We start from the raw sequence: 22,996 nt of genomic DNA, 5'->3' as shown, positions 1-22,996 counted from the left end.
GTTATTCCGGATTAGCTCAGTCGGTAGAGCGCTTGACTGTTAATCAAGATGTCGCCAGTTCGAGTCTGGCATCCGGAGTCAATTTAGGAAAAGTGTTGACGTTGTATCAACACTTTTCTTTTATGCCGATTTAGCTCAGTTGGTTAGAGCGCATCTCTCGTAAAGATGAGGTCGGAGGTTCGACTCCTCTAATCGGCATTTTTTGTTTCATGTGTGTTTATCTACAATGGTCAGTGCCTTATGGTACTGTCTTTTTTTATCTGGTATGCGTTTGTAACGGCGAGATTTGTTGTGCCTATGGAAAAGTTGACATTTCACTAAAAATTACATTATACTTAATCGGCGCATTATAAGAAAATGATTAATACATTTCTAACCAAAAATATTGGGAGTAGGTAAATGCAAAAAGATTACGATCATGCTTTTTTTGGGCAGCCACGAGGGTTGTCCACCTTGTTCTTTACAGAAATGTGGGAACGATTCAGTTATTATGGTATGCGGGCAATTTTACTTTATTATATGTATTTTGCCGTTACCAAAGGTGGCTTGGGAATGGATCAAACCTTGGCTGCTTCAATTATGTCAATTTATGGCTCCTTAGTTTATTTATCTGGGGTTGTAGGCGGATGGATCTCTGATCGAATTTTGGGGAGTCAACGGACGGTCTTCATTGGAGGCATCTTGATCATGTTTGGTCATATCGCCCTTGCGATTCCAGCCGGAGTTTCCGCCTTGTATATCTCCATTTTATTAATTGTCATGGGGACAGGACTTTTAAAACCGAATGTCTCTGAGATGGTTGGTGATTTATATACTGAGGATGATCAACGCCGCGATGCTGGTTTCAGCATGTTTGTTTTTGGAATTAACTTAGGGGCCGCGATTGCCCCAATTCTTGTCCCGTGGGCAGCGGATGGTTTTGGCATGCATCTGTTTGGTAATCAGGTTAATTATCATGCTGGCTTTGCTCTGGCTGCAGTAGGGATGTTTTTTGGCCTCTTACAATATTGGCTAGATGGGCGAAAGTATTTAAGCAAAGATAGTCTCTATCCTGATGATCCGATTGATAAAGAAAGTTTGAAACCGGTGATCATTTGGACGGTGATTGGCCTAGTGATTGTTGCCTTAGTTCTTGCCCTATTAGCAGCAATGAGTCTCTTTAATATCAAGAGCATCATTAACTTAATTACTTTCGTCGCGATTTGTTTGCCGATCGTATACTTTATCATGATGATCAATAGCCGGAAGGTCACGAAAGTTGAGCGATCACGGGTAATAGCTTACGTCCCATTATTCATCGCGGCAGCCATTTTTTGGGGGATTGAGGAATCTGGATCAGTTGTCTTGGCCCTGTTTGCCCAAGAACGAACTATCCTACATCTAGGAAATTGGCATTTTGAAGCCGCCAACTTCCAAACCTTGAATCCACTATTTATTATGTTATTAACCCCTGTCTTTGTCGCCTTATGGAATCGTTGGAAAAAGCAGCCCAGTGCTCCAGGTAAATTCGCCTATGGGCTAATTTTTGCGGGATTATCATATGTCTGGATGGCTTTGCCTGGAATGATTAATGGCACAAGTGGGAAAGTGAGCCCGCTTTGGTTAGTGGGATCTTGGTTTATCGTTGAAATTGCGGAAATGTTAATTTCGCCTATTGGATTATCAGTTACTACCAAGTTAGCCCCAAAGGCCTTTAGTGGACAAATGATGAGCATGTGGTTTTTAGCTAACTCGGCAGGACAAGCGGTCAATGCTCAAATTGTTCAATTTTATTCGTCGAAAACTGAGGTTCAGTACTTCTTAGTTATTGGTGGGGTAAGTATAATTTTCGGAATTATCCTATTTTTCTTTGTTAAACAAATTCATGCCCTAATGGAAGGAATTGATTAGTAAAGAGCGTCTTCTTTGTCGAAGACGCTTTTTGCTTGCTATAATACTTTTAAATTAAGGAGAAAACACAATGCGGCTGGTAATTAGTAGTGATAATCATATTGATGTGAATCGATTGGACCTGACCACGACTTTACAATTTCAAGCGAATTGGCTAGTTCAACATCAGGTCGATTTGTATTTTCATTTAGGGGACCTGTTTAATAATTTTGGTCAAACAAAAGCCTATTTTCAACAATTACAATTACTAGCTACCCAAACAAAATGTTTTTATTTGGCTGGCAATCATGAAATGATCAACTTAGCACCTTTTTCAATGATTGAAGAAACCACTGATTCTCGATATTTTCACAAGTCCTATCTCGACCTACCAGGAACGAATTGGCGAATTATTGGGAATAATGGTTGGTATGACTATAGCTTTTCAACTTTTGCTCAAGAATCAGACCGAGTAGCTAAGTGGAAGAATGTCTACTGGTTAGATTCAACAGCCGATCAGCCATTGACGGACCAAGCGCGCATGGACCAGGTTTTACAGACCTTAACCGACCAATTTAAAAACGCTCAGCAAGATCATCGCCAAGTGATTCTATTAACCCATTTTGCGCCACAAAAGGTCCTCTTGCATCAATATCCAGCGACATTATCAGCGCGTCGCCAAGAAGCCGCAGAAATGATTCGGGCCATGATGGGGAGTCAACGGCTTGGAAAGCTTATTCAACAATATCCTAATGTTAAACAAGTCTATTACGGACATTTACATGGATACCGTCCTCAACAGACAATTGGAAACGTCGACTATATCAATGTTGCGGTGGGGGTTAATAAACGCCGGCATAATGAGTGGGATCAACCTAATTTTAAGCAACAATGGGTCCAACACCTAAAAGTTTTAAATTTTTAGGAAAAAAGACTTGCCAAATTGAAGGACTTTCGGTAATATAATATTTGTTGATTGCGACAGCAATTATAACTCCTGGAGGAGTAGCGAAGTCTGGTTAAACGCGACGGTCTGTAAAACCGTTCCTTTTGGTTCGGCGGTTCGAATCCACCCTCCTCCATTATTATTGGGCTATAGCCAAGCGGTAAGGCAACGGTTTTTGGTACCGTCATGCGCTGGTTCGAATCCAGCTAGCCCAACTGACAAAAGCAGCTACCTGGTGGTAGCTGCTTTTACTTTTTATCAAAGGATCTGATTAAATGCCAAAGCAGGGACAATTTGCTAGACAAAGTCGGCAAAGTAAACTAAAAGCGACGAAACAAAAGCTTAAACGACAAAAACAAACCATTACGGATCAGCAAATGAGTGATTTTTTAGTCGTCCGTTATGCCTTAACTTTACGGCAACGAACGGCAGCTAATAGCCAAGAGACCCTACAACGGTTCATTCAAGAAATTGCGGATCATTTACGTCAGACCCAAGGCGACTTTGAGCGCTTGTTACCGATGATTTGGCTAAAAGTTCGCGGACAAGTACCATGGCAGTTTTATTGGCAACTGAGTTTGAATTGGCCACAATTAGCTCCTTTTTTACATCGTGAGATCAATGCCTTACCGCTAGCTCAACCTATTTGGGCACAGCAGTTACCAACACCAGAAGCCTTTGATGCTCAATTATTAAATGAGTTGGTTAATCAAATAATTGCTACGACGACGTTAAATCATCCCTTGAAAAGTGAGCAAAAGGAACAACTAAAACAGCGCTTGACTGCAACCCTTTGGATAGACAATCAAATTCAGTGGGAGCAAATTCGGCAACTCCTCGGACCCTTTCAACAAACGATCACTAGTAATGATTCAGGAAGTCAGGTCTGGTTGGACCGCTTAGCGCGCTTATAGTAAGATAGGAATAGTAACTTTTATTGACGGAGGCTCATCATGCAAAAGTTTTTTACCGTTTTAGGTGGGATGGGAACATTAGCCACGGAAAGCTTTGTTCGAGTAATGGATCAACGAACTCCAATTCATTGTGATCAAGATTATTTAGATTACCTGGTGGTTAATCATGCGACGGTGCCAGATCGAACTAATTGGATTTTAGATCATCGTCAGCCAAGTATTGTTCCGCCTCTGTTAGAAGATATCCAGCAACAAAGTCTCTTAAAACCAAGTTTCTTTGTGTTAGCTTGTAATACCGCTCATTATGTCTACGATCAATTACAGGCGGCTACCGAAATTCCCATTATTAATATGTTAGCAGAAACTGTAGCGGAAGTTTCCAAAATCATGCCGCAGGCGAAACGTGTGGGAATTCTAGCGACTCCAGGGACCATCCAATCCGGTCTATATGACCCCTACATAAAAAAAGCGGGTTATGAAGTGGTTCGACCGACCAAGGAAATTTTAGCCTTAACGGAAGACTTAATATACAACGACATTAAGGAAGCTGGGCACTCAGACAATCAGAAGTATCACCAATTAGTTAAACAGATGATTGAAGATCTCGATTGCGATATTGTCATTTTAGGATGTACAGAATTATCGTATGCGGAAGAAATGGATCCAGAAACTACTTATCCAGTAGCAGATTCCCAATCAATTGTCGTCGATCGGACAATTGAAAAGGCACTCTCCATCCGTCAAGATGACTAAGAAAAATTGCTCTCAATGGGAGGGCTTTTTTAAAATCCAAGAAAACCGGACTTGTGGTAAAATTGAATTTAGTATACACGGGAAATACAGGGATTTAGGAAACCATGGCTTCACCAATTTATATTCAAATTCATAATCAACTTAAAACAATGATCGAACAGGGAACTTGGCAGGTTGGACAACGAATTCCACCGGAACGAGTCCTAGCAGAACGTTTTCAGGTTAGCCGGATGACCTTACGCCAAGCAATTCAAACTTTAGTCGATGAAGGGGTCTTGGATCGACGGATTGGTTCGGGAACTTTCGTTGCCAGTCAAAAGGTGCAAGAAAAGATGACGGGGGTTACCTCTTTTACTGAATTAATGCGGGCGGCTGGTCGTCAGCCATCTAGTAAAACCATTTCTTATCATTTAACGGCACCGTCAGAAACTGAGATCCAAACCTTACGTTTAGCACCAGGCGAGCGAGTATTAAGAATGGAACGGATTCGATATGGTGATGAACTACCAATCTGTTATGAATTAGCAACGGTTCCTGAAAATTTAGTCAGCCAATTTAGCCGCGAAGAAATCACTAAGTCCTTTTATGAAACTTTAATTGCTAAGGCCGGCCTCCAACCAGGTCATGCTACGCAGACGGTTTCAGCAGTGAATGCTACGGAAAAGATCGCTGAATATTTAGGCGTTAAACGGGGGGCAGCCTTACTGAGGATGACGCAGATTTCATACTTACAAGATGGACGACCATTTGAATATGTCCATACTCAATATGTCGGTAATCTCTTTGAATTTGTCCTTGAGAAATAAGGAGTTTATTATGGAATATCTATATCCTGATGATAGTTATACCTTACATACGGATGCTTATGAATTGACAATGATGCAAACCTACTGGCAAGAAGGAATTGCGGACCGCAAAGCCGTCTTTGAAGTCTTCTTTCGAGAAATGCCCTTTGACAATGGTTATGCGATTTATGCAGGTTTGGATCATTTAATTCAATACATTCAAAATCTACATTTTTCGACGACTGACATCGATTATTTACGTACAACCGCCATGTTTGATGACCAATTTTTAGACTACTTGGCAACCTTTAAGTTTCAGGGGAATGTGCGGAGCATGGTTGAGGGAGAAATCGTTTTTAATCATGAACCCTTGGTGCAAATTGAAGGAAACCTATTAGAATGCCAATTAGTTGAAACGGCCATTTTGAATATTATTAACTTTCAAATTATGGTCGCGACGAAAGCGGCACGGATTAAGTCCGTGGTTGGCAATCAAGCCGTCATGGAATTTGGTTCTCGGCGGGCGCAAGAATTTGATGCCGCCCTGTGGGGAACGCGGGCCGCTTATGTTGGGGGCTTTGATGCTACCAGCAATGTTCGCGCTGGGAAGCTCTTTGGCATTCCTATTTCAGGGACCCATGCCCATTCCTTGGTACAAACATATCGAAATGACTACGATGCCTTTAAGGCTTATGCGCAGACTCATCGTGATTGTGTCTTTCTTGTCGATACTTACGACACTTTAAAGAGTGGGGTGCCGAGTGCCATTAAGATTGCGGATGAATTTGGTGATCAAATCAACTTTATCGGGATTCGGATTGATAGCGGTGATATGGCATATCTATCCAAACAAGCCCGGAAAATGCTTGATGAAGCAGGTTATCCCAATGCTAAGATTTTTGCTTCTAATGATCTGGATGAGACGACAATTCAAAACTTATTGATGCAAGGCGCTAAAATTGATACCTGGGGAGTTGGGACGAAGTTAATTACTTCATATGATCAACCGACTTTAGGGGCCGTTTACAAAATGGTTTCGATTGAAGACGATCAAGGACAAATGGTAGATACGATCAAACTATCTAATAATACCAGCAAGATGTCGACCCCAGGGAAACACCAAGTTTGGCGGATCACGCGAGAAGCAGATGGTAAGAGCGAAGGTGATTATGTCACCTTAGTCCATGAAGATCCGCGTGACCAAGAATCTCTATACATGTTTGATCCGAACAACCCATTCTTAAATAAGACCGTTCATGGTTTTATTGCTGAGCCGTTATTGCATGATATTTTTATTAATGGCGAATTAGTTTATGACGAGCCTAGCTTAGATGAAATTCGGGCCCTCCGTGCTGATCATTTAGAGGCTTTATGGGATGAATATAAGCGTGATCTTAATCCGCAAATTTATCCGGTCGATCTATCGCAAGAGTGTTATGACCATAAACTATTAACGATTCGTGAAGTTCATGATTATGTTAACCAACTAAAAAAGTAGGTGATGATGATGACCACATTACAAGCGACAATAATCAAAGATTTACAAGTTAAAGCTCAAATTGATCCGGCTACTGAAATTCAGCAACGGGTGCAATTTATTCAAGAGTACTTAAAAACGACGGGGATGAAAACGCTAGTCCTCGGCATTTCTGGTGGCCAGGACTCGTCGTTGGCGGGGCGGCTATCCCAACTAGCTGTTGAGTCTTTGCGTCAAACCACCCATGATGAGAACTATCAATTTATTGCTGTCCGGTTACCATATGGGGAGCAGGCGGATGAATCCGATGCCATGTTTGCGATTAATGAATTCATTAAGCCTGATCGGATGATTCGGGTCAATATTCAACCAGCCACTGATGCCATGGTGGCTTCTTTACAGGCTGGTGGAGAAACCATAAGCGACTTCAATAAGGGGAATATTAAGGCCCGGGAACGGATGATTGTGCAATATGCCATCGCCGGTCAACATCAAGGCGCAGTTGTGGGAACAGATCATGCTGCCGAAGCCGTGACGGGTTTTTATACGAAGTTTGGAGACGGTGGCGCTGATTTAACGCCTTTAACTGGGCTGAATAAGCGACAGGGCAAACAACTCCTGACCTATTTAAATGCGCCCGCTAAGTTATACGAAAAAACGCCAACGGCTGATTTGGAAGAGGATCGACCAGCCTTACCAGATGAGGTGGCCTTAGGAGTGACTTACCAAAATATTGATGACTATCTCGAAGGTAAGAATGTTGACCAAGCGGTCGCAGATAAAATTGAAGCATGGTACCAAAAGACGGGGCATAAGCGTCATTTACCGGTTGCCCCTCAAGATGAATGGTGGAAAAATTAATTTATGGAAGCAACAATTGTCAAAAACGTTGAAGCGACTTTAACTGAATTCAAACCTTGGCAGGTTAAAGCGGCACTGGAATTGATGGATGAAGGGAACACGATTCCCTTCATTTCTCGTTATCGGAAAGAAGCCACTGGAACCTTAGATGAGGTCCAATTACAGACGATTCAGACCACTTATCATAAGGCGCAGGAATTAGCCGATCGAAAGCAAACGGTCTTAAAGGCGATTGCTGAGCAAGATAAATTAACGGATGCTTTAAAACAGCAAATTGAATCCGCTCCTGATCTGACAACGGTGGAAGATTTGTACTTACCATACAAGCAAAAACGACGGACGAAGGCCCAGATTGCTAAGGAACAAGGTTTGATGCCGTTGGCCAATTGGCTCTTACATTATGAAGATACTGATTTGACAACTAAAGCCGCTGAATTTGTAACTGACGAAGTTGCTGATGCGCCAACTGCCTTATCAGGAGCCCATGAAATCTTGGCTGAAGCAATTAGCGAAATGTCAACAGTTCGCGCTTGGCTACGGGATTATACGACGAAAAATGGTCGCATAGTTACGAAGGTCACTAAACAAGGGGCAACGATTGATGAGAAGGGAGTATATCAGCAGTATTATGATTTTGATGCGGTAATCAAAGATATGACTTCTTATCGGACCCTGGCGATTAATCGCGGCGAAAAGGAAAAAGTTCTGCGAGTTAAAATCGAGGTTGCCAGTGAGCCAATTGATAATTATCTGGCCTTTCGCTTAATTCGGGGCCATGTCGAAAATGATGCGACCCGATTTGTCATGGCGGCGGCTCAAGACGCCTACAAACGGTTTTTAGGTCCAGCCATCGAACGAGAATTGCGCCATCAAATGACTGAAGAAGCCGATGAACAAGCCATTAATGTATTTGGCGAAAATCTTTATCATTTGTTGATGCAAGCCCCAATCAAAGGGAAAATGGTGCTCGGCTTTGATCCCGCCTATCGGACCGGATGCAAGTTAGCGGTCTTAGATCCAAGTGGAAAATTAATTCAAACGGCGGTCATATATCCGCACCCTCCAGCACCAGAAGCTAAACGCGCCCAAGCACAACAAGCCTTTTTAGATTTAATTAACCAGTATCAAATTGAAATGGTGGCGATTGGTAATGGGACGGCTAGTCGAGAATCGGAGCAGTTTGTCGCCACGGCCTTGAAACAACTAGATCGGGACGTTTATTACGTGATTGTAAATGAATCGGGGGCTTCCGTATATTCGGCCAGTCAGGATGCTCGTGACGAGTTCCCTGATCTGACGGTCGAAAAGCGGAGTGCCATTAGTATTGGCCGTCGATTGCAAGATCCATTAGCGGAATTAGTTAAGATTGATCCCCAAGCAATTGGAGTTGGACAATACCAACACGATCTGCCTGAAACAGAATTAAAAACTGAATTAACGGCGGTGGTCGAGCGGGCGGTTAACCGCGTGGGGGTTAATCTTAATACAGCTAGTTATCAGTTATTGACCTATATTTCAGGTTTATCAGCCACGATCGCTAAAAATATCGTTAAATATCGGGATGAAAATGGTCAATATGTTGATCGGACCCAGCTAAAAAAAGTTAGTCGTCTAGGACCGAAGGCATACCAGCAAGCGGTTGGCTTTTTACGGATTGTTGATGGTGATAATCCGCTTGATAATACTGATATCCACCCGGAATCTTATCCGGTTGCGACTCAAATTTTGCAGGATGCTCAAGTAACGGTCAGTGAACTAGGGTCATCATCAGCTAACCAAGCATTACAGGCCTTAGATCCACAAACATACGTTACCGATACGGTCGGCCTAGCTACGGTGACGGATGTCATTAATGATCTGCAAAAGCCGGGCCGTGATCTACGGGATTCGATGCCTGCCCCGCTGTTACACCAAGATGTCATGACGATTGATGACCTAAAAGTTGGAATGCAACTAGAAGGCACAGTGCGCAATGTAGTTGATTTTGGTGCCTTCGTTGATATTGGGGTTAAACATGATGGGTTGGTACACGTATCACGGATGAGCAAGAAATTTATCAAAGATCCACGGCAAGTGGTTTCGGTTGGTGATATTGTTACCGTTTGGGTTTATGAGGTTGACCTGGACCGGCAACGGATTCAATTGACGATGCTCCCACCGCAAAATGAACATGACTAATCAAGAGTTACAGGCCCACACTGAAGAGTGGTCTCGCACCTTGTTTAAGCGACCATTCAAGCACCAAATTTTCTTCAATCGACGCTTAAAAACTACGGGTGGTCGTTATCATTTGAATGATCATCATATTGATATTAATCCCTTAATGTATGAATGCTTTGATTTGGCGAATTTAAGGGCGGTGGTGGTGCATGAATTGTGCCATTACCATCTGCACCTAATGGGACGCGATTATCATCATCGGAGTAGTGATTTTCGTCATTTATTAGCTCTGACGGGTGGTCAGCGATATGCACCAGCTATTCCCAATCGTGAAGCTAAATACAGCTATCAATGTCAAACTTGTGGAGTAATAGTTAACCGGCAGCGCCGTTTTAATCCCCGACTTTATGTGTGCCGACAATGTGGGGGAAGATTTAAACTTATTCCAAAATAAGCTTGCTAGGAAGTAATATCTTTGTTAAGATATTACTTGTTAATGCGGCGGTGGCGGAACTGGCAGACGCGCAAGATTAAGGATCTTGTGGTCAATTATGACCGTGGAGGTTCGAGTCCTCTTCGCCGCACTACAAAAGAAAACGTCTAGCGATTGCTAGGCGTTTTTCTTTTAACTATTTATTTTGGACTTGTTCGATCAAATCACCATGATTAATTGGGCGCTCATTAATTGAGGCTAATGGTAATAATTGTTGTGGTTTAGTAAAGAACATAATTACCGTATCATCGTAGTGGTTTTGATTGATTAATTCGCGATCAAAATCCATTAAAAGATCGCCGGCTTGAATGGTTTGTCCATCACTATAATGAGAAACAAATCCTTGACCATTTAAGTTCACGGTGTCGATCCCAATATGAATGATTGCTTCAAGACCTTGATCAGAAACTAGCCCAATTAAATGTTTGCTTGAGAAGGTGAAGACGATCCGACCATCAAAAGGCGCATAGATGTGACCATCACTTGGTCGAATCGCAAAGCCAGTTCCGGGGAATGGTTGCCCATTAACTTTTACTTGGTCCATCGGAATTAAGTTACCATCAACAGGGGCAAAAACCTTTGTTGAGGCTGGCTTTGAATTTGTCGGTTGATCGTCAGTTAAGTTGGATTGCCCAGCGGCTAATTTAAGGGTTAGTTCATCCACAATTTCAGCGTGGGCCTTTTCGGATAGTTTAACTTTGGTTAGGAAGATAACGAGGGAAAGAATCGAGAGGGCAAATGGAATATAGAAGGCGGGACTATTAAAGGTAGCAATATTCTTGGCTGTCATATCAGCAGCAGTGGCCGCCCCGGTCATACCAGCAGCGATGGCGATATAACCAACTAAACCATTTGAAAAAGCTCCAGTGAGGTTATCAATGAGAGGCCGAATCGATAAAATGACGGCTTCGTTTCGTTCTCCGTTCTTTAATTGCCCATATTCGATGGAGTCGGTCATGGTTAAAATGGAAACTAATTGAGCAAAGGTGAAGTAATAGAGGACCAGTCCTATGACGAGCAAGGTTAAGTTGTCATGGAAGAAGATAAAAATCAGGTAGGCGATCATCATGCAAACCATCCCCAAAGTATAGAGCCATTTTCGTGGAATGAACCGATTTAAAACTGGATATAAAGGGGAGGTACAAAATGAAATAATCATTGCGGCCATTCCTACAATCCAGTAGGTGCCAGGCTTACCTAAGACAAATTTAAAGAAGTAATACAAGACCCCAGTAGTAATAGTATTGGCCAGCGAGTACATAAAGTAAGCTAAACAAGTCCACAGTAATTGATCATTATGTGCTAGAGCACTAATGACATCTTTAATCGTTGTTTTTTGTTGAGCTGATCGACGTAATAGATTATCTTTTTCGTGGGTTCCAATCGTCACTAGGGTCGCACAAACAATGGCCAGTAAGGAAATAATCACCGCAAAGGCGAACCAACCTGGCGCCCCTTGTTCATGCTTACTAGTGGTTAAGTAGGTGAAGTAAGTAACCACTGGAACCACAATGATGGTGAGCCCATTCCAGCCAATTGCACCGGTAAAGGTGCCGAGTGAAGTATAGACACCCCGTTCTGCACTATCTTCACTCAGAGCTGGAACCATTCCCCAATAAGAAACATCCGAAAAGGAATAAAAAATATCCATCACGACAAACACAATTACGAAAACGATGGCATATAAAATCCAATTAACTTTAATCAGGCCAAATAAGCCGGCAAATAGGGCGATTAAAAGGACGGAACTAATAATCGTCCCGGAAAGAATCCAGGGTTTGAATTTCCCCCAACGACTATGAGTGTTGTCGACAATGTTACCTAGTAAGGGGTTGATAAAAATTTCTAGTATCCGAATTAAGACGATTAACCCAGTGATTAAGCCAATGAGTTTATCCGCGATCCGACTAGAAACCCCAACAAACATCACACTGGTAACATAAACAATAAAATAATTTGATAGAGCGCCGTAAAAGGCCGCATGACCAAAATTCCCCATAGCAAAGGAGAATTTGGAGAAAAGGTGTTTAGAAGGTGCATTTGAATTAGTCATTGAAATATCTCCTCATCAAAAATTGAAGAAAACGTTTTCAATTGCTTATTATAGTCAAAATTCGCCTAAAGTAAACGATTTACTGAAAAAATTACTATAAATTTTGGCCGGTAAAACGGGTTGATTGACTTCAAAAGCTGATCTTGATAAGGTTTGAACAGTAATAAAATTATGTGAGGAATCCTGATGGCAACGATTAAAGATATTGCAAAAAAAGCGCAGGTTTCACCAACGACGGTTTCGCGGGTGTTGAGTTATGATCCCACTTTGTCGGTCAATAATGAGACCCGCAAGAAAGTTTTTGCCGCGGCGGAAGCTCTGAATTATACCAAATATCAAACGAAGTATCAGTATCGTCATAATGGTGAACAACTTTTTGTGGTGATGTGGTGTTCGGCCCAACAAGAAATTAACGATGTTTACTATTTTTCAATCCGCCAAGGAATAGAGAGCGAGGCCAAGCGAGAAGGTTATCAAGTCACGACTATTTATGCTGATGAATCTTGGGAACCATTGGCCAATGGAGCTGGCGTCATTGTGGTGGGGAGTAATCAATATGGTGCTAGCCAACTAGCCTTCTTAAAAAAGTTAGATCTACCAGTAGCCTTTGCTGATGGGGACTTATTAGGGCAAGGTTTTGCTAGTGTGACAATTGATACAACGGATGCCGTTAAGCATGTCTTGGATCATTTTGCTAAGCATGGTCAAAAAGAGGTCGGCATCTTAGTCGGTGATTTAGCCGATCAATATGACAAGGATAATTTGATTGATTTTCGCTTCCAAGATTTCAAAGCATTGATGACCCAACGCGGCTTATATCGTTCGGACCATGTTTTTGTAGGGGCTTTTACGCCCGATTCAGGTTATGCAGCCATAAAAAAGGCGATTGATGAGGGAATTAAGCTGCCATCAGCCTTGTTTGTGGCTAATGATGCGATGGCAATTGGAGCCGTTAAGGCTTTCCAAGAGGCCGGGATTCAGATTCCTGATCAATTAAGCTTAATCTCTTTTAATGATACGTCAGTGGCGCAATATGCTTTTCCTACCCTAAGTACGGTGAGTGTAAATACGAATCAATTAGGCCAATTGGCAGTAAAGGTCATCGCCGATTTACAAGAGAATGGGCAACGCGAGCCCTACAAGATTACTTTGCAGACCAAATTAATCTTACGTGACAGTAGTATTAATTAAGTTTGGGTAGCTGGGGAAATAAACCCAGCTTTTTTGTGTGGTAAAATAATTTATAAAAAAGTAAAAAAATTACTAAATAATGTGCTATCATATTCCTAAAATTATTTAGGGGAGAATGATATGTCAATCTTTAGTCTTTTATTGGTTTTATTGATCAGCTTTGTTGCCGGTGCCGATGGGGTTCTAGATGAATTTCAGTTTCATCAACCCCTGGTGGCTTGTACCTTAATTGGTATGGTAACGGGTAAACTAATTCCTTGCGTTATAATTGGTGGCTTTTTGCAATTGATCACCCTAGGATGGGCAAATTTGGGTGCGGCCATTTCACCGGATATTGCGCTAGCATCCGTTAGCGCGGAAATTATCTATTGTAAATTACAGACGGTTGCAACCTATCGGGGATTGACAATTGCGCTAGCAATATTAATTTCAATTGTGGGTTCACCTTTGACTAAAATTATCCGGACCCAAGCAGTTGGGATCATGCATCGAATGGAAATCGCTGCTCAAAGCGGTGATCTGGTCAAAATTAATCGGCTTCATTGCTTCGTCATGGTTCTACAAGGCTTACGGGTGCTGGTTCCGGCTGTAATTCTCTTAATCCTCCCGAGCAGATTCTTGATGGATGGCGCTCGACTACTCCCCGGATGGCTCCTATTAGGATTCAGCATTGGAGCGGGCCTAGTGGTGGCCGTAAGTTTTGCGGTTATTTTAAATATGATTGCTGCTCCAGAATTGTGGCCTTTCTTTACCATTGGATTTGTCTTAGCGGCGATTCCGCAGTTAACCTTGTTGGCTTTAAGTCTTTTAGGATTGGGCTTAGTTCTTATATTTCTTTACCTGCAAAACGGTTCAAAGACCAAACGTTATGGTAAATCGTTAGACGATGTGATTGACAAATAAGGGTTGAACTTAAAGTTCAGCTCTTTTTCTTTTTCATATAGTAAAAAAATTACTAAAAATATAGAAAAAGTTACCAAACGATGGTATTATGTAATCGATTTCAAAAGAGGAGGCTGATTTAATGAAACAGCATAAGACACTAGGAGCCCGCTTAGCCTATACTTCGGGGGCTTTCGGGAATGACGTTTTCTACGCAACTTTATCGACTTACTTCATCATGTTTGTCACGACGCATTTATTCAATACGGGGAATCAAGCATTGAATGCCAAGATGGTGGTGATGATGAGTAATGCCATTTTAGCTATGCGGATCATCGAAATCTTTTTGGATCCTATGATTGGGAATGCCATTGACCGGACGGAATCACGTTGGGGCAAATTTAGACCCTGGGTGGTCATTGGTGGGGTCGTGAGCTCCCTGCTTTTGTTGGTCCTGTTCACTAATATGGGTGGTTTAAATCAATCACCAGTCTTATACTTTATTGCTTTTGTGGTCGTTTACTTTGTTATGAACGTTTTTTACAGCTTTAAAGATACGGCTTTTTGGTCCATGATTCCCGCTATGTCGCTAGATTCTCGAGAACGGGAGAAAACAGCGACCTTTGCCCGGGTTGGTTCCACGGTTGGGACTAATTTAGTCGGTGTGGTGATCATGCCAATAATTCTCTTCTTCTCGGTACACAGTAACAAGGGGACGGGTGACCAACAAGGCTGGTTCTGGTTTGTAGCGATTGTGGCCGTGATTGGGATTGTCACCGCTATTGCGGTTGGCTTATGGACGCATGAAGTGCAGTCTAAATTACGGGAAACCAAAGAGAAGACGACCCTTCGTCAAGTGACCAAAGTCTTGTTTAATAACGATCAATTAATGTGGTTAGCCTTTGCATATTTGTTCTATGGATTAGGAATTAATACGGTAAATGCCCTACAACTTTACTACTTTAGTTTCATCCTTGGAGATTCTGGAAAGTATTCCATTCTGTACGCCGTTAATACTGTAGTTGGTTTAATTTCTGTCACTCTCTTCCCAAGTTTGGCCAAGAAATTTAATCGGAAGAATCTCTTTGTTTATTGCATGTTATGCATGTTACTAGGGGTAGCATTGTATACCGTTGCCGGGGCTAATTTTGCCTTAACTTTAATTGCCGCTGAATTATTCTTTATTCCACAGCCGTTGACCTTTTTAGTTGTCCTAATGATTATTTCTGACGCCGTCGAATATGGTCAATACAAGAGTGGTCACCGCGATGAGGCCTTAACTTTGTCAGTGCGGCCGCTAGTAGATAAATTTGGTGGAGCCATTTCAAATTGGTTTGTCTCAATGGTCGCCGTCATGGCTGGAATGACGACGGGAGCCACGGCATCATCAATTACGGCGCATGATCAATTGATTTTTAAGATTTGTATGTTTGGAATTCCGGCCATTATGATGGTCATCAGTTTGATCATCTTTATGAAGAAGGTTGATTTAACCGAAGATATGCATGCTGAAATTCTTGCCAAATTGGAAGCTAAAATGAAGGAGAAATAAGATGATTAAACAAAATATCACGACGGCAGATCTTAATTGGCTCGCTGATCCGCAAGTTGATGCGGTGAATACGGTGCCTGCGCATTCGGATCACCATTATTACGCCTCTTTAAGTGAGTTGAGTCAGGGAAAGTCCACTTTTGTCCAATCCTTAGATGGTCAATGGAAAGTGAATTATGTCCGGGATGCTGACTTACGGCCCCGAGATTTTTATCAAACTGACTTTGATGATACGGATTTCACTACCATTACTGTACCCGGCCATCTGGAGTTGCAAGGTTATGGTAAACCGCAATATGTTAATACGCAGTATCCCTGGGATGGGGGCGAATTTTTACGACCGCCAATGATTCCACAACACCATAACGCTGTCGCCTCTTATATTAGGTACTTTCGGGTTAATGACCATCTCATTCATGATAGCGAACGGGTCCGGTTAGTCTTTGAAGGAGCTTCCACTGCCATTTATGTATGGTTAAATGGTCATTTTATCGGCTATCATGAGGATTCCTTTACTCCGGCAGAGTTCGATATTACGTCCGCTTTAGTGGAAGGTGAAAACAAATTAGCCGTCGCCTTGTATCGCTTCTCCACTGCAAATTGGGTTGAAGATCAAGACTTTTGGCGGTTAACGGGTCTGTTCCGTTCAGTTGTCCTGAAGGGCCAGCCCAAGGTACATTTAGAAGACATTAAAACGAATGCGACTTTAGATGATAGTTATCAACGGGGAATCTTGGATGCCCAAGTGAGCTTAACGGGACCAATCGATGCAAATTTAACCGTTGAAGCCCTATTGCTTGATCGTCAAAATAAAGTTTTAGCTTCTCAGAGTCAACCAGCCAAAGCAGAATTGAATTTTCATTTTGAAGATTTAGCGATCGAAGCGTGGAGTGATGAGCAACCACAACTATACCGGCTACGACTTGCGGTCCGGAAAGATCGCTTTGTGTATGAAGTCGTACCAGTAGAAGTTGGTTTCCGCCGGTTTGAACTCATCGATCGTGTGATGTATTTAAATGGGAAACGTTTAGTCTTTCGGGGAGTGAATCGGCACGAATTTGATGCACGTTTAGGCCGTGCCGTGACGGATGATGATATGCGGTGGGATATTCAATATCTGAAGCAGCATAATATCAATGCCGTTCGGACCTCGCATTATCCAAATCAAAGCCGTTGGTATGAATTGTGTGATCAATATGGGATATATGTTATTGATGAAGCGAACCTCGAAAGTCATGGGACTTGGCAAAAATTAGGCGAATGTGAACCATCATGGAACATTCCCGCCAGTGAACCGGAATGGTTAGATACTTGTCTATATCGGGCTAATAACATGTATCAACGTGACAAAAATCACCCAAGTATTCTCATTTGGTCGTGTGGCAATGAATCATACGCGGGTGATGATATTGCGGCGATGTCAAAATTCTTCCATGAGCAGGACCCATCTCGGTTGGTTCACTATGAGGGAGTGACCTGGAATCGCGAATATGATCAAATTACGGATATTGAGAGTCGGATGTATGCCAAGCCAGCTGAAATTGAAACTTATTTAAAAGATAATCCTCAGAAGCCATACATTTCTTGTGAATATATGCATGCGATGGGTAATTCGCTGGGTGGCTTACAGCTATATACGGCCCTAGAAAAGTATTCGCAATACCAAGGCGGATTTATTTGGGATTTTATTGATCAAGGAATTTATCAACAACAAGCCAATGGGGTTGAACGATTGACCTATGGTGGTGATTGGGATGACCGACCAGCTGATTATGAATTCTGTGGAGATGGGCTTGTCTTGGCCAATCGACAAGACACCCCCAAAGGATCCGCGGTTAAACAATTGTACTCACCAATTCAAATTGAACCGGATCAAGCCGGGGTCAAAATTATTAATCGGCGGCTCTTTACCATGACTGATGATTTGTATTTTGTCGCAACGGTAATGCAAGATGGTCATCAGGTTTGGCAGAGTGAACCAATGAATTGGCTGGTCAAAGCGCGGACATCGGCCCATTTTGCCATTGAATACCCCAAGGACTTATCTGGTGAGATTGTCTATACCGTAACGGCTTATTTAGCTAGTTCGAAGCAGTGGGCTGCTAAAGGTTATCCAATAGTGTCAGGCCAAACCGTTATCCAAGAGTCCTTGCCCAAGTTTGTGGCTAGTGGTCAGCCACAGTTAATTGAAGGTGACTTCAACTATGGAGTTAAAGGGAAGAATTTCCAGGCCTTGTTCTCAAGAGCCCAAGGCACGTTGGTTTCGTTAAAGTATGGCGGTCAAGAATTGATTCAAAAGCTGCCAAGACTGACCTTTTTCCGGGCCCTGACAGACAATGATCGTGGGGCTGGGTATGGATATGATTTCCATAAATGGATGGATCTCGGTCATTATGCGAAGATGACGGAAGTGAAGGCTGAATTAAAAGCGCAAGTTGCCCAGATTACCTACCAATATCTTTTGCCATCCCAAATGGGGAAAGCGAGTGTTTGTTATCAAGTAGACCAAACTGGCAAGATAAATGTTGTGGCCGAATATGATGGGCACCTGGTTGGCGAGTACTTACCAGAATTTGGATTGGAATTCGGTGTTCCAGCTCAATTAGATCAATTTGATTATTATGGACTAGGACCAGATGATAATTATTGGGACCGGCAAGCTGGGGTCCAATTAGGTCGCTATCAGGTTAAAGTGGCGGATAATAACATTCCATATTTACGGCCACAGGAAAGTGGTAATCGGATGCAAGTTCGCGAATTAGCCGTTCATGATGGTCAACAGCATGGCTTTAAGGTCGTGGCTGATCAACAAGTTTTTGAGGCTAATGTGCAAAGTCACCAAACCTTGGAATATGAATTAGCTGATCATCAAGAAGAATTAGCGCCCAGTCAAATTACTTGGGTCAAGCTTTTAGCAGTCCAAATGGGGGTTGGTGGTGATGATTCCTGGGGGGCAACAGTTCATGCCGAATTTATGTTGCCCGCTGATCAAAAATATCGCCTGTCATTTACCATTGAACCATTGCAATAAAAAATCAAAAGCGATCAGGGGAAGGTTCTTTCAACCTGGTCGCTTTTTGCAAATGTAACCGCTATCAGATATACTTAAAGAGTATCCTTAAGAAATGGAGATTAGCTAATGGAAGCAAGTTTACAGTGGCTGGATGACCCAACCGTTTTCCGGGTAAATCAATTATCAGCCCATAGCGATCATCAGTTTTTTAAAAACCAGGAGGAATTAGAAGCGGGACAAAGTAGCTATGTGCAAAGCCTGAACGGCACCTGGGATTTTGCCTTTGCGGAAAACCCACAGGTTCGACCGGTTAATTTTTGGGAAGTAGATGCCGATCGATCTGATTTCACGACGATTGAAGTACCAAGTGAAATCGAACTTCAAAATTTTGCGCAGATTAATTATATTAATACGCTTAATCCATGGTCAGGAAAAGTATATCGGCGCCCGGCCTATTCGCTCGGCGATGACTATGAAGCCGCTGGATCGTTTAGTGAGGGAATAGATAATACGGTTGGAGCTTACGTCCGTAAGTTTGATCTGCCGATTGACTGGCAAGGGCTAGATGTCCACGTCATGTTTGAAGGGGTGGAACGGGCTATGTATGTTTGGCTAAATGGTCATTTTATTGGCTACGCCGAAGATAGTTTTACTCCATCGGAATTTGATCTGACGCCGTATCTTCAAAATAAGAATAATGTTTTAGCGGTGGAAGTCTTTAAGCATAGTACGGCTTCTTGGTTAGAAGATCAGGATATGTTTAGATTTTCCGGGATCTTTCGGGATGTGAGTTTACTTGCTTTGCCAGCTAGTCATGTAGTGGATTTAAAGGTAGATGCCCCATATGATCCTGCCAATCAGCAGGGACAATTAGGACTAGCCTTGCAATTGACTAATGATGCTGATCAGGTTCAAGTTACTTTAGCCGATCCTGATGGCGAGCCGATTTTGGAAACGAGTTTAACGGCTAATGACCAATGGCAATTACCATTACATGACTTAGGCACGGTTCAAGCCTGGGATAATCAGCAACCAGTTTTGTATCAATTGACCTTAACGGTGATCAAAGATGGGGAAGTACAAGAAGTCATCCCACAAGTGGTGGGCTTCCGCCAAGTCATGATTAATGAACAAGCGGTCTTAATGCTGAATGGTCACCGGTTAGTCATCAACGGGGTTAACCGTCATGAATGGAATTGTCATCGCGGGCGCGCCATCATGTATGAAGACATGTTGGCTGACTTACAGACCTTCCATGAAAATAACATTAATGCGGTTCGAACTTGTCACTATCCCGATCAATTAGCTTGGTATGATTTATGTGACCGCCATGGAATCTACATGATGGCCGAAAATAATTTAGAATCGCATGGCACTTGGCAAAAAATGGGCGCCATCGAACCATCAGACAACGTGCCGGGCTCACTGCCACAATGGCATGACGTAGTGATTGATCGGGCTCGCTCTAATTATGAGCTTTTGAAAAATCACCCAGCGATCCTCTTCTGGTCATTAGGAAATGAATCATATGCGGGTGACAACATTGCGGACATGAATGCCTTCTACAAGGAACATGATCCAAGTCGACTCGTCCATTATGAAGGGGTATGTCACACCCCTGAATATCGTGACCGGATTTCAGATTTTGAATCATGGATGTACTTACCACCGACAAAAGTGGCCGAATACCTGGCTAATAACCCAGACAAACCCTTTATCGAATGTGAATATATGCATTCGATGGGGAATTCCGTTGGTGGTCTAGGATCTTACAATGATTTAATTGATCAATATCCGCAATATTGCGGTGGCTTTATTTGGGACTTTATTGATCAAGCAATTGAAGTAACGGACCCCGTTACCGGCCAAAAGTCGATGCGTTATGGTGGGGACTTTGATGATCGTCATGCCGATTATGAATTTGCGGGCGATGGGATTATGTTTGCTAATCGGCAACCAAAGCCAGCAATTCAGGAGGTTAAATACTACTATGGACTACACTAATCAAATGCAAATTATTTATGATGATGGAATGCTTGGTTTAGCAGGTCCACGCTTTCATTATATTTTCGGTTATGAGCGGGCTGGTTTGGAATCATTAGTCGTTGACGGGAAGGAATGGCTTTATCGGGTTCCCCAACCGACCTTTTGGCGGGCGACTACCGATAATGACCGGGGAAATCAATTTAATATTAAATCAGCCCAGTGGTTAGCGGCTGACTATGTTGTACCTTGTGTCGACATTGATTTAACGGTCGATGACCATCATTATGACCAATTACCAATTGCGCTGGTGACGAATCAATTTAGTAATCAAACCTTGGCGGAACAAGTGGAAATTAAGTACACTTATCAAACCGTAACCGTTCCACAAACTACTGTGACCGTTACGTATCTAGTTGTGGCAGATGGAACGATTACAGTGCGGGCTCACTATCAAGGAAAAGCTAATTTACCGGAATTACCAGTTTTTGGCTTACGGCTGATTATGCCAACTCCGACCACTGGTTATACTTATCAAGGACTTTCTGGTGAAACCTATCCTGATCGAATGGCTGGTGCTACCAAGGGGCAATTTGAAGTTGCGGGCATGCCAGTAACTCCATACTTAGTGCCGCAAGAATGTGGTATGCATATGGCAACTGATTGGGTAACGGTTACGCGGGCAACGACCCTGAATAATGCTGATCCTGACTTATCACCGTTTTCACTAAAATTTTCAGCTTTGGATAAGCCGTTTGCATTCTCTTGTTTGCCCTATACCAGCAGTGAATTAGAAAATGCGACGCATCAAGAGGAACTACCACCAATTCATCGAACCGTAATGACGATTGCTGGAGCGGTTCGAGGAGTCGGAGGAATTGACTCTTGGGGGGCGGATGTTGAACCCCAATATCACTTGGATGCTAGTCAAGATCATGAAGTGAGTTTTCAAATCACTTTATAAAATTAAAAAAAGATTAGAAAAAACGTCAGATTATCTATTGATCTGGCGTTTTTAGTTGTAAAATAAAACTTGTTGAAAATTTATTTGGAATCCGGAGAGGAAAAAGTATGGTTACCGTTTTCTTATCGGCCCTATCAGGGGTTAGCGTCATTATTATAATGGTTGTGGCAGGTTTCGTCATGAATGAACGAGGTTGGTTTAGTCCGACTTCATCCAAAACGATCTCGCGAATCGTGACGCAAATTTCGTTACCTGCTTACATGATATCCACGATTACCAAAGATTTTACGGCCGGTAAATTATCAATTTTACTACCGGATTTACGGTATCCGGTGATTTCAATGTTGATTATGTTTGCCTTATCCTTTGCGGTGGCTCGCGCACTCGCCATTAAACGTTCGCATATCGGGCTGTTTTCGTCGATGTTTTTTAACTCCAATACCGTCTTTATTGGTTTACCTATTAATCTAGCGCTATTCGGGGATGCATCGATTCCATATGTACTGGTTTATTACATGGCCAATACGACCTTCTTTTGGACTTTGGGGGTTTGGCTGATTCAACGAGATGGGATGAAAGACGTCAAAATAGATGTTAAACAAGCCCTAAAGAAGGTTTTTTCAGCCCCACTTTTAGGTTTTATTATCGGGGTTGCTTTAGTTCTTTTAAAAATTCACTTACCAAAATTTATCCTGCAAACTTGTGGGTATTTAGGGAATTTAACCATCCCGATGTCGATGATTTTTATTGGAATTGCTATTTCTAATGCGGGCTTGAAGCGGGTTCGCTTTAACCGGGATGCCTGGGGGATTTTATTTGGGCGGTTCTTATTTGCCCCCATCATCATGACCCTCTTGGTCTTGCCTAGTTCCATGCCGGTTTTAATGAAGCAAGTCTTTATCTTACAATCGGCCATGCCAGTAATGACAAATGCTCCGGTAGTTTCAAAAATGTATAACGCTGATGATACCTATGCATCCATCATGGTTGCAGAAACAACAGTCATTTCAGTTATCGTTATTCCCGTCTTGATGGTGATCATCAAATCGATTGTTTAAGCCACTTTTTTAGGGTACCATTAGAAAATAAAGGATGTGGGA

At 42.5% G+C, this 22,996-nt stretch carries 16 protein-coding genes, 5 tRNA genes and 1 pseudogene; 21 read left to right on the top strand and 1 reads right to left on the bottom strand.

Going from position 1 to position 22,996, the window contains the following annotated elements; all coding sequences use genetic code 11:
- Window positions 1–5 precede the first annotated feature (5 nt).
- From PS3_RS07150 to PS3_RS07085, 14 genes are all read left to right on the top strand, one after another.
- A tRNA-Asn gene (locus PS3_RS07150) sits at window positions 6–78 on the top strand.
- 46 nt (window positions 79–124) lie between these two features.
- A tRNA-Thr gene (locus PS3_RS07145) sits at window positions 125–198 on the top strand.
- A gap of 201 nt (window positions 199–399) precedes the next feature.
- Window positions 400–1,890, top strand: a complete 1,491-nt coding sequence (locus PS3_RS07140) for a peptide MFS transporter (RefSeq protein ID WP_007122516.1) — start codon at window positions 400–402, stop codon at window positions 1,888–1,890.
- A 70-nt stretch (window positions 1,891–1,960) separates the two neighbouring features.
- Entirely contained in the window at window positions 1,961–2,794 is an 834-nt protein-coding gene (locus tag PS3_RS07135; protein WP_040468538.1) for a metallophosphoesterase, read from the top strand.
- 74 nt (window positions 2,795–2,868) lie between these two features.
- Window positions 2,869–2,951 (top strand) — tRNA-Tyr (locus PS3_RS07130).
- Window positions 2,952–2,958: 7 nt separating this feature from the next.
- Window positions 2,959–3,030, top strand: a tRNA-Gln gene (locus tag PS3_RS07125).
- Window positions 3,031–3,090: 60 nt separating this feature from the next.
- The gene (locus PS3_RS07120) at window positions 3,091–3,729 is read left to right on the top strand and encodes a hypothetical protein (protein WP_007122515.1); all 639 of its coding nucleotides are present in this window, start codon (window positions 3,091–3,093) and stop codon (window positions 3,727–3,729) included.
- A gap of 39 nt (window positions 3,730–3,768) precedes the next feature.
- Complete coding sequence (locus tag PS3_RS07115; protein WP_007122514.1) at window positions 3,769–4,482, top strand: aspartate/glutamate racemase family protein; 714 nt, start codon at window positions 3,769–3,771, stop codon at window positions 4,480–4,482.
- A 104-nt stretch (window positions 4,483–4,586) separates the two neighbouring features.
- Window positions 4,587–5,288: a GntR family transcriptional regulator gene (locus PS3_RS07110; RefSeq protein ID WP_007122513.1), complete on the top strand. Its 702-nt coding sequence runs from the start codon at window positions 4,587–4,589 to the stop codon at window positions 5,286–5,288.
- A 10-nt stretch (window positions 5,289–5,298) separates the two neighbouring features.
- Window positions 5,299–6,765, top strand: a complete 1,467-nt coding sequence (locus PS3_RS07105) for a nicotinate phosphoribosyltransferase (protein ID WP_007122512.1) — start codon at window positions 5,299–5,301, stop codon at window positions 6,763–6,765.
- 9 nt (window positions 6,766–6,774) lie between these two features.
- The gene (gene nadE / locus PS3_RS07100; protein ID WP_007122511.1) at window positions 6,775–7,605 is read left to right on the top strand and encodes an ammonia-dependent NAD(+) synthetase; all 831 of its coding nucleotides are present in this window, start codon (window positions 6,775–6,777) and stop codon (window positions 7,603–7,605) included.
- Between the two features lie 3 nt (window positions 7,606–7,608).
- The gene (locus tag PS3_RS07095; RefSeq protein ID WP_007122510.1) at window positions 7,609–9,783 is read left to right on the top strand and encodes a Tex family protein; all 2,175 of its coding nucleotides are present in this window, start codon (window positions 7,609–7,611) and stop codon (window positions 9,781–9,783) included.
- On the top strand, window positions 9,776–10,219 hold the full coding sequence (locus PS3_RS07090; RefSeq protein WP_007122509.1) for a SprT family protein: 444 nt from the start codon (window positions 9,776–9,778) through the stop codon (window positions 10,217–10,219). The genes PS3_RS07095 and PS3_RS07090 overlap by 8 nt, the downstream gene beginning before the upstream one ends.
- Window positions 10,220–10,263: 44 nt before the next feature.
- Window positions 10,264–10,349 (top strand) — tRNA-Leu (locus tag PS3_RS07085).
- A gap of 45 nt (window positions 10,350–10,394) precedes the next feature.
- Here the strand turns inward: PS3_RS07085 and PS3_RS07080 are convergent.
- Window positions 10,395–12,311: a PTS sugar transporter subunit IIA gene (locus tag PS3_RS07080; protein WP_007122508.1), complete on the bottom strand. Its 1,917-nt coding sequence runs from the start codon at window positions 12,309–12,311 to the stop codon at window positions 10,395–10,397.
- A 186-nt stretch (window positions 12,312–12,497) separates the two neighbouring features.
- On the opposite strand from PS3_RS07080, the gene PS3_RS07075 reads away from it, so the two are divergent.
- From PS3_RS07075 to PS3_RS07045, 7 genes and pseudogenes are all read left to right on the top strand, one after another.
- On the top strand, window positions 12,498–13,502 hold the full coding sequence (locus tag PS3_RS07075) for a LacI family DNA-binding transcriptional regulator (protein ID WP_007122507.1): 1,005 nt from the start codon (window positions 12,498–12,500) through the stop codon (window positions 13,500–13,502).
- Between the two features lie 120 nt (window positions 13,503–13,622).
- Window positions 13,623–14,405, top strand: coding sequence for a PTS sugar transporter subunit IIC (locus tag PS3_RS07070; RefSeq protein WP_007122506.1), 783 nt, complete (start codon window positions 13,623–13,625; stop codon window positions 14,403–14,405).
- A 121-nt stretch (window positions 14,406–14,526) separates the two neighbouring features.
- Window positions 14,527–15,915: pseudogene (locus PS3_RS07065) on the top strand (glycoside-pentoside-hexuronide (GPH):cation symporter); the annotation flags it as partial.
- Window positions 15,916–15,937: 22 nt separating this feature from the next.
- Window positions 15,938–18,967: a beta-galactosidase, LacZ type gene (gene lacZ, locus PS3_RS07060; protein ID WP_007122504.1), complete on the top strand. Its 3,030-nt coding sequence runs from the start codon at window positions 15,938–15,940 to the stop codon at window positions 18,965–18,967.
- 108 nt (window positions 18,968–19,075) lie between these two features.
- The gene (locus PS3_RS07055; RefSeq protein ID WP_007122503.1) at window positions 19,076–20,953 is read left to right on the top strand and encodes a glycoside hydrolase family 2 TIM barrel-domain containing protein; all 1,878 of its coding nucleotides are present in this window, start codon (window positions 19,076–19,078) and stop codon (window positions 20,951–20,953) included.
- Entirely contained in the window at window positions 20,940–21,896 is a 957-nt protein-coding gene (locus PS3_RS07050; protein ID WP_007122502.1) for a beta-galactosidase small subunit, read from the top strand. Before PS3_RS07055 ends, PS3_RS07050 begins: the two co-directional genes overlap by 14 nt.
- Before the next feature lie 107 nt (window positions 21,897–22,003).
- Window positions 22,004–22,954: an AEC family transporter gene (locus PS3_RS07045; RefSeq protein ID WP_007122501.1), complete on the top strand. Its 951-nt coding sequence runs from the start codon at window positions 22,004–22,006 to the stop codon at window positions 22,952–22,954.
- The last annotated feature ends 42 nt before the right edge of the window (window positions 22,955–22,996 follow it).

It is taken from the genome of Limosilactobacillus gastricus PS3, from assembly GCF_000247775.1.
Classification (GTDB): Bacteria; Bacillota; Bacilli; order Lactobacillales; family Lactobacillaceae; genus Limosilactobacillus; species Limosilactobacillus gastricus_A.
The sequence above is the reverse complement of the archived record's forward strand: the minus strand, read 5'-3'. Positions and strand labels throughout refer to the sequence as shown.